General features: G+C 41.3%; 12 protein-coding genes and 1 pseudogene. 3 read left to right on the forward strand and 10 right to left on the reverse strand.

The genetic code is table 11. The features are described from left to right. Window positions 1-163: 163 nt before the first annotated feature. The 4 genes from dnaB to G6R08_RS10340 are packed head-to-tail and all read right to left on the reverse strand — an operon-like array spanning window position 164 to window position 4959. Window positions 164-1525 (reverse strand): replicative DNA helicase, encoded by a 1362-nt coding sequence (gene dnaB, locus G6R08_RS10325; protein WP_163527896.1) that lies wholly within the window; start codon window positions 1523-1525, stop codon window positions 164-166. A 34-nt stretch (window positions 1526-1559) separates the two neighbouring features. Continuing rightward, a complete protein-coding gene (gene rplI, locus G6R08_RS10330) occupies window positions 1560-2006 on the reverse strand; it encodes a 50S ribosomal protein L9 (protein WP_163527897.1) in 447 nt (148 codons plus the stop codon). Then, window positions 2003-3976 (reverse strand): DHH family phosphoesterase, encoded by a 1974-nt coding sequence (locus G6R08_RS10335; RefSeq protein WP_163527898.1) that lies wholly within the window; start codon window positions 3974-3976, stop codon window positions 2003-2005. Before G6R08_RS10335 ends, rplI begins: the two co-directional genes overlap by 4 nt. 35 nt (window positions 3977-4011) lie before the next feature. Continuing rightward, window positions 4012-4959: a YybS family protein gene (locus G6R08_RS10340; protein WP_163527899.1), complete on the reverse strand. Its 948-nt coding sequence runs from the start codon at window positions 4957-4959 to the stop codon at window positions 4012-4014. 150 nt (window positions 4960-5109) lie between these two features. Between G6R08_RS10340 and G6R08_RS10345 the strand changes: the two genes are divergently transcribed. Then, the gene (locus G6R08_RS10345; protein ID WP_163527900.1) at window positions 5110-5925 is read left to right on the forward strand and encodes a histidinol-phosphatase; all 816 of its coding nucleotides are present in this window, start codon (window positions 5110-5112) and stop codon (window positions 5923-5925) included. 96 nt (window positions 5926-6021) lie between these two features. On the opposite strand, the pseudogene G6R08_RS10350 reads toward G6R08_RS10345, so the two are convergent. Continuing rightward, a pseudogene (locus G6R08_RS10350) lies at window positions 6022-7079 on the reverse strand (NAD(P)-dependent oxidoreductase). A 416-nt stretch (window positions 7080-7495) separates the two neighbouring features. Between G6R08_RS10350 and G6R08_RS10355 the strand changes: the two are divergent. Next, the gene (locus G6R08_RS10355) at window positions 7496-9124 is read left to right on the forward strand and encodes a peptide ABC transporter substrate-binding protein (RefSeq protein ID WP_163531278.1); all 1629 of its coding nucleotides are present in this window, start codon (window positions 7496-7498) and stop codon (window positions 9122-9124) included. A gap of 54 nt (window positions 9125-9178) precedes the next feature. Here G6R08_RS10355 and hmpA read toward each other — a convergent pair whose 3' ends face one another. After that, window positions 9179-10399, reverse strand: coding sequence for an NO-inducible flavohemoprotein (gene hmpA / locus G6R08_RS10360; RefSeq protein ID WP_163527901.1), 1221 nt, complete (start codon window positions 10397-10399; stop codon window positions 9179-9181). 187 nt (window positions 10400-10586) lie between these two features. Here hmpA and G6R08_RS10365 point away from each other — a divergent pair, with 187 nt between their 5' ends. Next, entirely contained in the window at window positions 10587-11024 is a 438-nt protein-coding gene (locus tag G6R08_RS10365; RefSeq protein WP_163527902.1) for an Rrf2 family transcriptional regulator, read from the forward strand. An 84-nt stretch (window positions 11025-11108) separates the two neighbouring features. On the opposite strand, the gene rpsR is transcribed toward G6R08_RS10365, so the two are convergent. From rpsR to ychF, 4 genes are all read right to left on the reverse strand, one after another. Beyond that, complete coding sequence (gene rpsR / locus G6R08_RS10370) at window positions 11109-11336, reverse strand: 30S ribosomal protein S18 (RefSeq protein WP_163527903.1); 228 nt, start codon at window positions 11334-11336, stop codon at window positions 11109-11111. A gap of 22 nt (window positions 11337-11358) precedes the next feature. After that, entirely contained in the window at window positions 11359-11841 is a 483-nt protein-coding gene (gene ssb / locus G6R08_RS10375) for a single-stranded DNA-binding protein (RefSeq protein ID WP_163527904.1), read from the reverse strand. Between the two features lie 12 nt (window positions 11842-11853). Further along, on the reverse strand, window positions 11854-12144 hold the full coding sequence (rpsF, locus tag G6R08_RS10380) for a 30S ribosomal protein S6 (RefSeq protein ID WP_079529025.1): 291 nt from the start codon (window positions 12142-12144) through the stop codon (window positions 11854-11856). Between the two features lie 144 nt (window positions 12145-12288). Then, window positions 12289-13386 (reverse strand): redox-regulated ATPase YchF, encoded by a 1098-nt coding sequence (gene ychF / locus G6R08_RS10385; RefSeq protein ID WP_163527905.1) that lies wholly within the window; start codon window positions 13384-13386, stop codon window positions 12289-12291. Window positions 13387-13495: the final 109 nt, after the last annotated feature.

Consider the following 13495-nt stretch of genomic DNA (forward strand, 5'->3'; position numbering starts at 1 on the left):
ACTTCTTACAGAAGGCGTGACGAGCTGTGATGAATATATTTCAGGCTTCTGAGTATGAATAACTCAGAAGCCTTACTATTGTTTAGACACATATAAAACACAAAAAACCACCTCAGGTCATCCATAAATTGGATGACCTGAGGTGGTAAAAAAAGGATAGCGTTTAGGCCGGTGGTACGTCGGCGTCACTGTATCTTCTGTCAAGGTCAACGAATTTGTTATATTCCTTTACGAAGGCGAGTTCCACATTGCCAACGGGACCGTTACGTTGTTTAGATATTATTATTTCAATAATATTTTGGTTTTCTGACTCCTGATCATAATAATCATCACGGTACAGAAATCCAACAATATCGGCATCCTGCTCAATTGAGCCTGATTCACGCAGGTCGGACATCATCGGACGCTTATCCTGCCTTGATTCCACACCACGTGATAACTGGGATAATGCAATCAAAGGAACATTCAACTCACGAGCCAACCCTTTTAAGGAACGGGAAATCTCCGATACTTCCTGTTGACGGTTTTCTTTAGAATTGGCGCTTCCTTGAATAAGCTGCAGGTAGTCAATCAAAATCATGCCTAGACCATGTTCTTGCTTGAGCCGACGGCACTTGGAGCGGATTTCACTCACCCGTATCCCTGGTGTATCATCGATATAAATCCCCGCATTAGACAAACTTCCCATTGCCATGGTCAGCTTGTTCCAATCGTCAGATTCCATACGCCCTGTCCGCAAACGCTGAGCGTCAATATTCCCCTCAGCACATAGCATACGTGAGACGAGTTGGTCAGCACCCATTTCAAGACTGAAAATAGCCACGTTTTCTTCCGTGTGTACAGCTACGTTCTGAGCTATATTAAGAGCAAACGCTGTTTTACCCATGGAAGGGCGGGCAGCGATTATAATCAAATCATTTCGCTGGAATCCCGAGGTGATTTGATCAAGGTCCCGATAGCCGGTTGGAATTCCTGTTACGTTTCCATCATTGTTATGAAGCATTTCAATATTGTCATATACATCGATTAGCACATCTTTAATACTTTTAAATGCTCCAGAGTTCTTTCTGCTGGACACTTCAAGAATATCTTTTTCTGCTGAATTTAAAACATCCTCTATATTCTCTTCTTCAGCAAATCCGCTCGTAACGATATCCGTCGCGGTACGAATCAATCCCCTTAATGTCGACTTCTCACTAACAATTTTCGTATAGTAGCCGACATTTGCTGCCGTTGGCACAGAGTTTGCGATATCACTTAAATAGGAGACACCGCCAACTTCTTCTAACACTTTATTATTTGATAACGCCGTGGTCACTGTCACAAGATCAATAGGTTCGCCACGATCAGATAAAGTAAGCATCACTTCAAAAATGCGCTGGTGACTTGCTCTGTAAAAATCTTCAGGCAGCAAGTATTCAGCGGCCGTGGACATAGCCTCCGGTTCCAAAAAAACCGCCCCGAGCACCGCTTGTTCTGCTTCGATATTATGGGGTGGGGTACGGTCATTCCATAGTTCACTCACATGCTGTTCCTCCCCTAGTCAAGCAAAGGGCCTCTTATTTCCCTTCAATATGAACACGAATGTTACCTGTAACCTCTGGGTGCAGCTTTACAGGTACATTGGTGTACCCAAGTGTACGAATAGGCTCGTCTAACTCAATTTTACGTTTATCGATTTTTATTTGATAGGATTTCTTCAGCTCTTCAGCAATTTGCTTACTTGTAATGGAGCCAAATAAACGTCCGCTATCACCGGACTTAGCTGTTAATTTCACTTCCATATTAGCTAACTTTTCTTTAAGCAGTTCCGCTTCCTTCACTTCTTCCTCAGCAAGCTGCTCTTGTTTTGCGTCTTTCGCTTCCTGTGCCTTAAGGTTTCCGCTCGTAGCCTCGACAGCTAAATTATGTTTCAAAAGATAGTTCCGCGCATAACCATCAGAAACGTTCTTAGTTTCTCCTTTTTTCCCTTTTCCTTTTACATCTGCTTTGAATATAACCTTCATTCTTCTTCTCCTCCCTCAAAGTACTCATCAATAATATCTTGTAACAATGCTCTCGCATCTTCAATCGTTGTATCTTCAAGCTGGGTGGCAGCATTAGTTAAATGGCCTCCCCCATTCATGCGTTCCATAATGATCTGAACATTCACATCACCTAGAGAGCGGGCACTGATACCAATACGACCATCTTTTCGTTCAGAAATGACAAATGAAGCTACAATTCCCGTCATAGTAAGTAACGTATCTGCAGCTTGGGCAATGATCACCGGACCATAGGATTCGCCGTGCTCTCCGGCTGAGACCGCAATTCCATCACGGTACACATCCGCTTTTTCAATTAAGCGGCTGCGTTTTACGTAAACGTCTAAATCTTCTTTCATGAATTTCTGCACTAGAACAGTGTCTGCTCCTTTGGATCTTAAATAAGAAGCAGCATCAAAAGTCCGGGAACCCGTTCGTAAGGTGAAACTTTTGGTATCGACAATAATGCCTGATAACAATGCTGTAGATTCAAGCATGGATAGTTTCAGCTTCTTCGGCTGATACTCAAGCAGCTCTGTTACCAACTCTGCTGTAGAAGAGGCATATGGCTCCATGTAAACAAGGGTCGGGTCAGCTATAAATTCCTCTGCACGACGGTGGTGATCAATTACCACCACATGTTCTGTTTTATTTAAAAGCTTTTCTTCGGCAACAAGTGATGGCTTGTGTGTGTCGACTACGACCAGCAGTGTTTCATTCGTTACAAGTTCAAGTGAATCTTCTGGAGTAATGAAATTAGACCATAACCCCTCGTCACCCTGAATTTCTTCAATCATCCGCTGGACACCTGTATCAATATCGTGAGGATCAAGGACAATAGCTGCAGGTATATCATTGGCTTGTGCAATTTTCAAAATTCCTATAGCTGCACCAACCGAATCCATGTCTGGAGATTTATGACCCATAATCAGCACTCTTTCACTTTCCTGAACAAGTTCTTTCATAGCATGTGAGATCACCCGGGCGCGAACTCGTGTACGTTTTTCCATCGGGTTCGTTTTTCCACCGTAAAAGCGGACTTTCCCAGTGTCATCCTTAATGGCTACCTGATCTCCGCCTCGTCCGAGTGCGAGATCCAGACTTGATTGAGCTAATTCCCCTAGTTCTGGCAGACTCACTGGCCCGACTCCGACTCCGAAACTTAGCGTTAAGGGAACATTCTGATTCGTAATGAGTTCTCTAACCTCGTCTAAAATCTCAAACTTCGAGCGTTCAAGGGTTTGTAAGATCTCCTGGCTCATAACAGCGATAAAGCGCTCCTGAGACGTACGTTTAAGATAGATCCCGTAATCCCCTGCCCACTTGTTTAAGGTGGATGTCACTTGTGAGTTGATTTGACTCTTATTTGTATCATCCATCCCCTGAGTAATTTCTTCATAATTATCAAGAAAAATAATGGACAAAACGGTCTGCTCATTCTGATATAGATTATGAATTTTGGTCTGATTTGTACGATCAAAGATATATAATAGCCGCTCATCACGTTTAATTAACGTGTGAAGTTTATAATCTTCAATCTCCAACCAGGTTTCGTCCTGGTCTTCTTTAATTTGAGCAATTAAATCATCAGAAAGAGTGGCAAGTGAATCGCCGACAATTGTGTCCTGTTTGGTAAATTTGTTCATATATGGATTAGCCCATTCCACTTTATAATTCTCACTGTATAGAACAATCCCAATAGGCATCTCAAGTAAAGCTTCTTCCCCAACCTTTTTCACTCGATAGGAAAGTGTAGATATATATTCCTCTGTTTCACTAATCATGGTCTGCTCTGTGCGGACACTGTAGAATATAGATGCAGCGAGAAACAGTGTCATCAATAATCCCAACATCCACTGGTAATACCAGATAAAGCAAAGAAGCAGTATGGAGATGACATAGATAACCCATAAATGTCCACTCATAGTCGGTTTTTTAAAAAAGTTCGGCATTTCATTCAGCTCCTGCCATTTTGTACGAGCTATCGTTACTTTTTAGCTTGTAAACGTTCGCGTAACGAAAATCCTATATCAATTATACCTAAGATTCGTACAAGATAAAGTAGGATTGTTGGTAAAAGCACACACCCTATGACTGCGATAATCGGCAGCGCCTTTGTTTTCTGTTTAACATGGGAGTAAAAGGCAATAAAAGCAATCCCTTGAACAACTAAAAGTGCTCCTGTCAGAGTGAAAACATTAATCGCAGCCAAATAACCTATCCCATCACCGGCTGCAAATATAAAGTTGAAAATTAACGCGAAAAAGTAATACCATAATACAGAAGTTGGCAATGTAAAGTTACGAAAAGCGGGAAAATGAAACTTTTTACCTTCGACTCGATTAATTAATTTATAGCTTGCCCATTGACTAATAAAGGCATAAAATATTCCTAAAATAGCCAGGATGCTAGGAATTAAGTCAGGAAGTGTTTCCATTTGCTGTCGTAAGCCTTCAAGTTGCTCTTCCGTTTGTTCTCCCCCACCAACCGTACCTAACATTCCTTCTGTTATCGTAAATGCTTCATCTAAAGCCGCCTGAATTTGTTCCGTCCAGCTGACTCCAAACAATACTTGTGACATCAAGTATATGGCAACAAGGCCAATGATAAAACCAATTGAACCCATTGCCCACGTTTCATATGCTGACCTCTTATTGTTCATAGAGGCGCCGACAAATATTCCGCCAATTCCTGTAAGTAAAGTAACGGGTAGTGAAAAGACCGTTGCAAACAAGGAAGCAAATATAGTGACAGCGACCAGCATGAGTCCACCTGGTTTCCACCCATGCCTGTAAGTATAAAACACAAATGGTATTGGTAATGTAAGGATCAGAATAGAGCCAATAATCCCAGGAAGAAACAGAATTAACAATAACACTAGCAGATAAATTCCTGTCATTAAAGCCCCTTCTGTAATTCTTCTCGTATCATTCATTCACGTGCACCTCATCTTTACTCAAAACTATACTAACTACCCTATTTTAACATACCAGGCAACAGCTCATCTTTTCATAGCGTTTTGTCTTCAGCGTGATATGCTGATATGATAAGACAAACAATTTTAAACAGGGCAGGGGGATCCAATATGCGAACTGATTATCATGTACATATGGCCGAAACAGGGGATTTATCTGTTGATTATCTACGGAATTATATTGAAAGAGCTAAACAAGAAGGGATTGAAGAATTAGGGATCTCTGAACATGCATACTTTTTCCAAGAAACATCAAACATTCTTTCTAATCCTTGGGTGGAAAACCGCCGCACATTAGAGTTCAAACAGTACCAGCAACTGTTTGATGCAGCGCATGAGGCGGGGATTCCCATTAAAATGGGAATCGAAATGGACTATATGCCTGGCAAAGAAACTGAAATGCAGCAATTTATCGAGGCGCACCCTTTTGATTATGTCATAGGTTCCGTTCATTGGATTGATGAATGGGGCATTGACTTAGCCATATTCCGGGAAGAATATGAGAAACGCAGCTTGCATAACGTGTACCGAGAATATTTTGATCGAGTTGTTACCTTAGCAGAATCTGGTCTATTTGATTTCGTCGGTCATATTGATGTGATTAAGGTATTCGGCTATCGCCCGGATGATAAGGAATTCCTGCAAGAACAGTATGAACGGGCCGCTCAAGCCCTTGCCAAAACAAACACTTGTATCGAAATCAGTACAGCTGGCTTAAGGAAGCCAGTTGGAGAATTATATCCCGATCCTGATTTTTTGAAGGCTTGTAAGGAAAAAGGTGTTGGAATTGTTCTCTGTTCAGATGCCCATAAGCCAGACCATATTGGTTATTCTTACGATGAAGCTATAAAACTAGCTCGATCAGTCGGTTATGATGAAGTGAATGTATTTGAGAAACGTAGAGCACGCACGGCACCTATAACATAAGGATACACAACCCCAGGTGCAGTTGACTTACGCCTGGGGTTGTTTTGTAAATTAATGAAAAAGCAGACAAGTCTTTTTAACCTATCTGCTTCCATCTTATATAGTGAGACATTGTACTTGTTGAATTTCCGTTACTTCTGCCAGTTGCTCCTGACAGGCTGTTTCTACCTCTTTATCAACAGTGAGCACCATAACAGCCTCTCCACCTTGTTTCGTCCGTCCCACTTGCATCGTCGCAATATTTACCTGTTGCTCCGCAAGTAAACTTCCGACGCGTCCAATTGCTCCTGGCTGATCTTTGTGATGAATTACAATTAAATGACCTCGCGGAACAACATCGATTGAATACTGATCCAGCATTACGACCCTTGCCCCTAAACCATTACATCAAGGGCTGCTCCAGCTATTTTCCCCCTCTTGATCGCTTCGTGAAGGGCTCCTTCCTCGACAATCCCTCCGCGTGCACAGTTTAAGATACGGGCTCCTGTCTTCATTAATTGTATAGATTCACGGTTAATCAGATACTTCGTTTCATCCATCAGGGGTGTATGAACGGTTAAGAAATCTGCCTGCTTTAATACCTTCTCTAAACTTCCATGACTAATTCCTGCCTTCTCAGCCTTCTCTTTCGTTAGAAAAGGATCATAAGCAATGACCTTCATACGGTGACCCTTTGCTCTCTGCGCTACCTCTTTCCCAATTCTGCCAAACCCTACAATACCTAACGTTTTGTTATTCAACTCAACGCCGATGAACTTTTTTCGTTCCCATCGATTTTGTTTCAGATTATGATAAGCCTGCGGAATATTCCGGGCAAGCGCCGTCAGCATCGCCATGGTATGTTCAGCAGTTGAAATGGTATTCCCATCTGGCGCATTTACAACCACAATGCCATGCTCTGTAGCAGCTTCTAAATCAATATTATCTACACCAACACCCGCTCGGCCGATCACCTTCAGCTCAGTTGCTTGCTCAATCAGCTCTCGCGTCACCTGGGTTTGACTACGAACAATCATGGCATGACTAGTACTTAATTCCTTAAGTAACTCCTCGTGGCTTAAAGACGGGTTTACTGTCGTTTGAATATCTTCAGCTTCAAGGAGTGGACGTATCCCCTCATCACTTAAAGGGTCACTAATTAAAATACGATGCACTTATTTCAACTCCTTCATAGCATACAAAAAAGTTTCCTAGGCTGCTATTTTACGCAACTCCCCCACTTCAAATGACTCGGTTTCACAGTCCGCAGCATGGCTCTTTCCAAATGTGGCGGTATCGGTATTGGTTCTGGAATATAGAGATTTCCCACTCATCTCTGTATTTTCAACACGCACAAGTTCTCCTGAAGCAGAAAATTAATAATCATTTATCCTATCAAAAGAATATTCAATGTCAATTAACTGCTTGTGATGAATAGCAAATAGTTTTTTTCTTTTTTTTCTTTTGTAAAGATGCTGTTAATTAATAGAATTGTCTGTATAATTTAAAAGGTAGAAAAAATTTAGAATATTACCACATTAGGGGGAGGATTACTTTGAAAAAAGGCAATTTATGTTTATTATTAACTTTAATGATGACATTCGTATTAGCCGCATGCAGCGGTGGGGAAAGTACATCAAGTAATTCTAGTGGAGAAGAAGAAAACAGCAGTGAAAGTGATGTTAAACAGGAGGTAACCATAACAGCAAAAAGTGAAATTGCGAGTATGGATCCTTCATTAATTACAGATACGGTTTCATTCCAATGGGCCGGTGAAACATTAGAAGGACTTTTCCGATTGGACAAGGATGGCAACCTCTCACCGGGTATTGCTAAGGATAGTTCTGTCAGTGAGGATGGACTCACATGGACTTTTAACCTGCGTGAAGATGCTAAGTGGGCTAATGGAGATCCTGTAACAGCCCATGATTTCGTGTATTCGTGGCAGCGTGCAGTAGACCCTGCAACTGGATCTGAATATGGACCCTATTTCCTTGGCGGTGTAGTCAAAAACGCTACAGCCATTAGTGAAGGTGAAATGGATCCATCAGAACTTGGTGCGGTGGCCGTGGATGATCATACATTAGAAGTTCACCTTGAAAAGCCAGTTCCATATTTCAAAAATATGACGGTTTTCATCACATTTATGCCTCTTAATCAAGACTATGTAGAAAAGCATGGTGATAAGTTTGGAACCGAAGCGAAGTTCACCCTGGCGAATGGACCTTTTAAAATGACAGAGTGGAACCATGGCGAAGGATGGACTCTTGTTAAAAATGAATCTTACTGGGATGCAGACGCCGTTAAGCTGCAAAAGCTTGAAGGAAAAGTCATTAAAGAAATCTCAACCGGAGTTAACCTCTATCAATCTGGTCAAATTGACCAAGCAGAACTTAACGCTGAATTCGTCGACCAATATTCAACTTCCGAAGATTTCAGAGTAGCCGAACAGCCGTATTTATATTTCTTCAAATTCAATCAGGCAAATGAAGTGTTAGCAAATGTGGATGCACGTAAAGCTATTTCCCTTGCGATTGATCGCCAGGCTCTAGTTGACGTAATCCTAAATGATGGCTCAATCGTAGCTGAAGGGTATGTTCCATCCAACTTTGTGAATAAACCCGATACCGATAAAGGTTTCCGTGAAGTACAGGGATCACTTGTGGAATCTAATGAAGCTAAAGCTAAGGAACATTGGGCAAAAGCACTCGAAGCACTTGGAAAAGAAGAAGTGACCTTAGAAATCTTAGGTGATGATACAGGAACATCACAAAATGCTATGGCTTACTACAAAGATCAATTAGAAACAAAACTTGAGGGACTTACAATCGAACTTGTTCAAGTGCCTTTCAAAGAACGTGTACGCCGCGGACAAGAATCAGAATTTGAAATCCTTGCCGCTACCTGGGGACCTGACTATGTGGACCCGAACACCTATCTAAATATGTATTTGACTGACGGACAAAATAATAACATGAATTTCTCTAGCGAAGAGTATGATGCACTAATTGCGAAAGCAAATGGTGAATATGCTCAACAGCCGCAAAAGCGTTTTGAAACTTTCCTAGAAGCTGAAAGACTACTTCTAGAAGAATACGCTGCCGTAGCTCCGATTTACCAGGATGCGAAAGCTATGCTATTCAGACCATCTATTAAAAACGTATTCGCTACTGCTACTGGCCCAGAATTTGAATTTAAGTGGGCATATGTAGAGGAATAATCACAAACATAAAAATACCTCTGTTGAATTTTTCAACAGAGGTATTTTATTGCTTTAGTCGAGGCTTCCTTCCGGGCCAAAAAACTCATAATTTCTCCGCTCTTCCGGTATTCCCCAGGCTTTCAATGAATGATGTACAGCCTTCATAAATCCTTCAGGTCCACAATAATAAAAATCTGCCTGTTGCGGTACATTTTCCTGAAGCCATTCTAAATCAATATATCCTGTTTTATCATACTCACTATCCTGTTCCGATGGAGCCTCATAAATGGTATAAGCTTTTACGGAAGGGTAATCTAGCCCCACCTGTCTCATATCCTCCTTAAATGCGTGGACACTGCCATTGCGTGCTGCATGAATAAAGTAAATCTCGCGATCTGTATGTTTCATAGTTGAGGTTTTAAGCATACTCATTAATGGTGTTAGTCCTACACCGCCACTAACTAGCACGACAGGATTCTCTGATTCCGTATTCAAGTGGAAGTCTCCAGCTGGGGCAGTGATTGATACGACATCACTAGTTTCTATCTGATTGTGTAAAAAACTAGACACAATACCTGCTGGATTCCCTCCATTTTCATCTTCCCTTTTTACACTAATACGATAATAGCCTTTGCCAGGGGAATCGGACAGACTGTATTGTCTCAGATGGGTATGTTCTTCGCCGGGAATTTCAGCCTTAATCGTAATATATTGACCCGGTTTATAATCGGCTAATTCCCCGCCATCCACTGGCTCCATGTAGAAGGATGTGATCACATCACTTTCCTTTACCTTTCTCACAATCCGAAATTCACGATAACCTTTCCAACCACCTCTTTGCACGGCAGCATCATAGTACTTCTGTTTTTCTACCCCGATAAATGCTTCTGCAATCACACCATAAGCTTCTCCCCATGCTTCGATGATTTCATCAGTAGCAGCATCGCCTAGGACCTCCTTAATAGCTAGAAGCAAATACTCACCTACAATAGGGTAATGCTCAGGTTTGACATTTAAACTCCGGTGTTTCTCAGAAATCTGCATAACTGTCGGCATGATCACACTTAAATCGTCAATATGTTGTGCAGCAGCATAAACCGCATTGGCCAGAGCCTTAGGCTGTCTCCCTGCTTTTTGGTTCGTTTGATTAAAAATGTTCTTTAATTCAGGATAATCAGCAAACATCCGCTGATAGAAACATTTTGTAATAGCTTCCCCATGCTCAGCCAGTACAGGTACAGTTGACTTAACAATTTTTACGGTCTCTTCATTTAATTGAGTTTTTACAGTCATAGAAATACTCCTTTTAAAAGATGTATTTTAAATACATCTTTATTATAAAAATAACCCCTATGTAAAAGCAATATTATAAATACATCTTTTGTGACAATATTGTAACAAGCTAAACAATTGAAAGCAGAAAGACAACTTGCAGATTATATGATAAGATAATGGAAAACTAAAATGAGGATTTTTATATATGCGCTTAAAGAAATATACGGATTACGCTCTTAGAGTACTAATTTATACAGCCTCTATTCCAAAAGAAGAGTTAGCGAGTAAAAAGGAAATCTCTGAAGTCTTTCATATTTCTGAGAACCACCTGGGGAAAATTATTCATCAGTTAAACAAGCTTGAGTTGATTGAAACCATTCGCGGGAGAAGCGGAGGATTAAAGCTGGCAAAGGAACCCAGAGATATTAACATTGGCTATGTAGTCAGGGCTATGGAAGATGATTTCCTTCTTTTGGAGTGTTTTGACAATGACACCAATTATTGTGTGATTACACCAGCCTGCAAGCTAAGGCGTGTATTAAATGATGCCTTACGCGCTTTTTTAGAGGTGGTCGATAACTATACACTGCATGATTTATTGTCCAACAGGGATGATTTAAGAGAGCTAATGGATATAACCTAAAGAAAAGTAGGACCAGACCATTTTAAAAACGAAAAAAGGCCGTTCAGTTGGTTAACTAACTGAACGGGCTTTTTATATTGCTATTTATTCAGCACTGTAAGGTAGTAGTGCCATTTGACGAGAGCGTTTGATTGCTTTCGTCAATTTACGTTGATATTTTGCAGAAGTTCCAGTTACTCGACGAGGAAGAATTTTTCCACGGTCGGAAATGAAACGTCTAAGCAAGTCAGTATCTTTAAAGTCGATATGTGTGATTCCGTTTGCTGTAAAGAAACACACCTTTTTACGTTTACCGCGTCCACGACGTGCCATGAGGCGTCCCTCCTTTACTTATTTAGAATGGTAAGTCATCATCAGAGATGTCGATCGGCTCTCCATTATCTGCGAAAGGATCATCATCTTTATTATTATTTGAACCGAAGTTATTACCTGATTGCTGTTGATTCTGATTTGGTTGGAATCCTGAACCTTGTTGGCCGCCTCCGTTTTTGGAAGCACCTTTTGATTCTAGGAACTGTACGCTGTCTGCAACAACTTCTGTTACAAACACACGCTTACCTTCCTGATTATCGAAACTTCTGGACTGTAAACGCCCGTCCACACCGATAAGACTGCCTTTGCTCATAAAATTGGCAAGGTTTTCAGCAGCTCGTCTCCAAACAACGCAGTTAATGAAATCTGCATCGCGATCACCCTGGTTATTTGAGAATGGTCGATTCACTGCAACAGTGAAGTTGGCCACGGCTACCCCATTTGGCGTATAGCGTAAATCCGGATCCTTCGTTAATCTGCCGACTAAAACGACACGATTTAACATCAGAACCACCCCTTATTTGTCATCTTCGCGTACAGCGATGTGGCGGATAACATCATCCGAGAACTTCGCTTGACGGTCGAATTCATTGATCGCTTCACGATCACCTTTGAAGTTGATCGTTACATAGATCCCATCGCGATAATCATTAATTTCGTAAGCAAGACGACGCTTGCCAACTTCTTTAAGATTTTCGATTTCCGCACCATTATTTGTAAGGATACCGCTGAAACGCTCAACTACAGCTGTTTTAGCTTCCTCCTCGATGTCTGGGCGGATGATGTACATGATTTCATAATTTCTCATCCGTTTTCACCTCCTTATGGACTTAACGGCCCCTTTAACAGGAAAGGAGCAAGGAGTAATTTAACTATAATTACTCACAACGATGTATTATATCAAAAGTACGTTGGAAATACAATACGTTAACGGAGAGATCCGGGTTTTAGCTTATACGTTGAATCGGAAATGGATAACATCGCCATCTTTAACTAAATACTCTTTTCCTTCTAAACGAACTCGACCACGATCTCGAGCTACTCCCATAGTTCCAGCATCCACAAGGTCTCCGTAAGATACTGTCTCTGCACGAATAAATCCGCGTTCAAAGTCAGTATGAATAATCCCCGCAGCTTGAGGAGCTGTCATTCCTTCTTTAAACGTCCAAGCACGAACCTCTTGCTCGCCAGCTGTAAAATAAGTAGCCAGCCCTAACAAGTTATAGGTTGCTTTAATCAATTGATCCAAGCCAGATTCTTCAATACCAAGGTCTTCAAGGAACTCTTGCTTTTCTTCCCCATCCAACTCTGCAATTTCAGCTTCTATTTTTGCACATACAACAATAACCTCAGCATTCTCCTGGGCTGCAAACTCCCGAATCTGCTTCACTTTATCATTGTCGCCTTCCCCAATCTCCTCTTCACTTACATTGGCCACATATAAGATCGGCTTAGAAGTTAATAAGTGCAAGCCTTTTACAACCTTCTGCTGATCGGTTGAGAATTCAATTGCTCGAGCAGGGGTTTCACTCTCAAGACCTTCTTTAAGCTTTTCTAAGACTGCATATTCAGCTACTGCATCCTTGTCTTTTTGGCGAGCCATTTTGGCCACCCGGTCCAAACGCTTCGAAACAGTTTCCAAATCGGCTAAAATCAATTCTAAATTAATCGTTTCGATATCAGCTATTGGATCTACTTGTCCAGAAACATGTGTTATATTCTCATCTTCAAATGCACGTACAACGTGACAAATTGCATCCACTTGGCGAATATGGGATAAGAACTGGTTTCCTAGCCCTTCTCCCTGGCTAGCCCCCTTAACAATACCGGCAATATCGGTGAATTCGAATGCTGTCGGTACTGTCTTCTTCGGATTGACCAGCTCAGTTAACTTTTCTAGTCGAGGATCCGGAACCTCCACAATCCCAACGTTTGGATCAATGGTGGCAAACGGATAGTTTGCAGACAATGCTCCAGCCTGCGTTATTGCGTTAAATAAAGTAGACTTGCCCACGTTAGGCAACCCTACAATTCCAGCTGTTAATGCCATATAAAAATTCCACTCCTTAAGGATTTACATACATGTATGTTCGGTCATATCAATTATAGATACTGTACAAAAAAATAACAACCTATGCAAAATAGAAAACAGGCTCCTT

This window comes from Halobacillus ihumii (assembly GCF_902726645.1).
GTDB classification, from domain to species: Bacteria; Bacillota; Bacilli; order Bacillales; family Halobacillaceae; genus Halobacillus_A; species Halobacillus_A ihumii.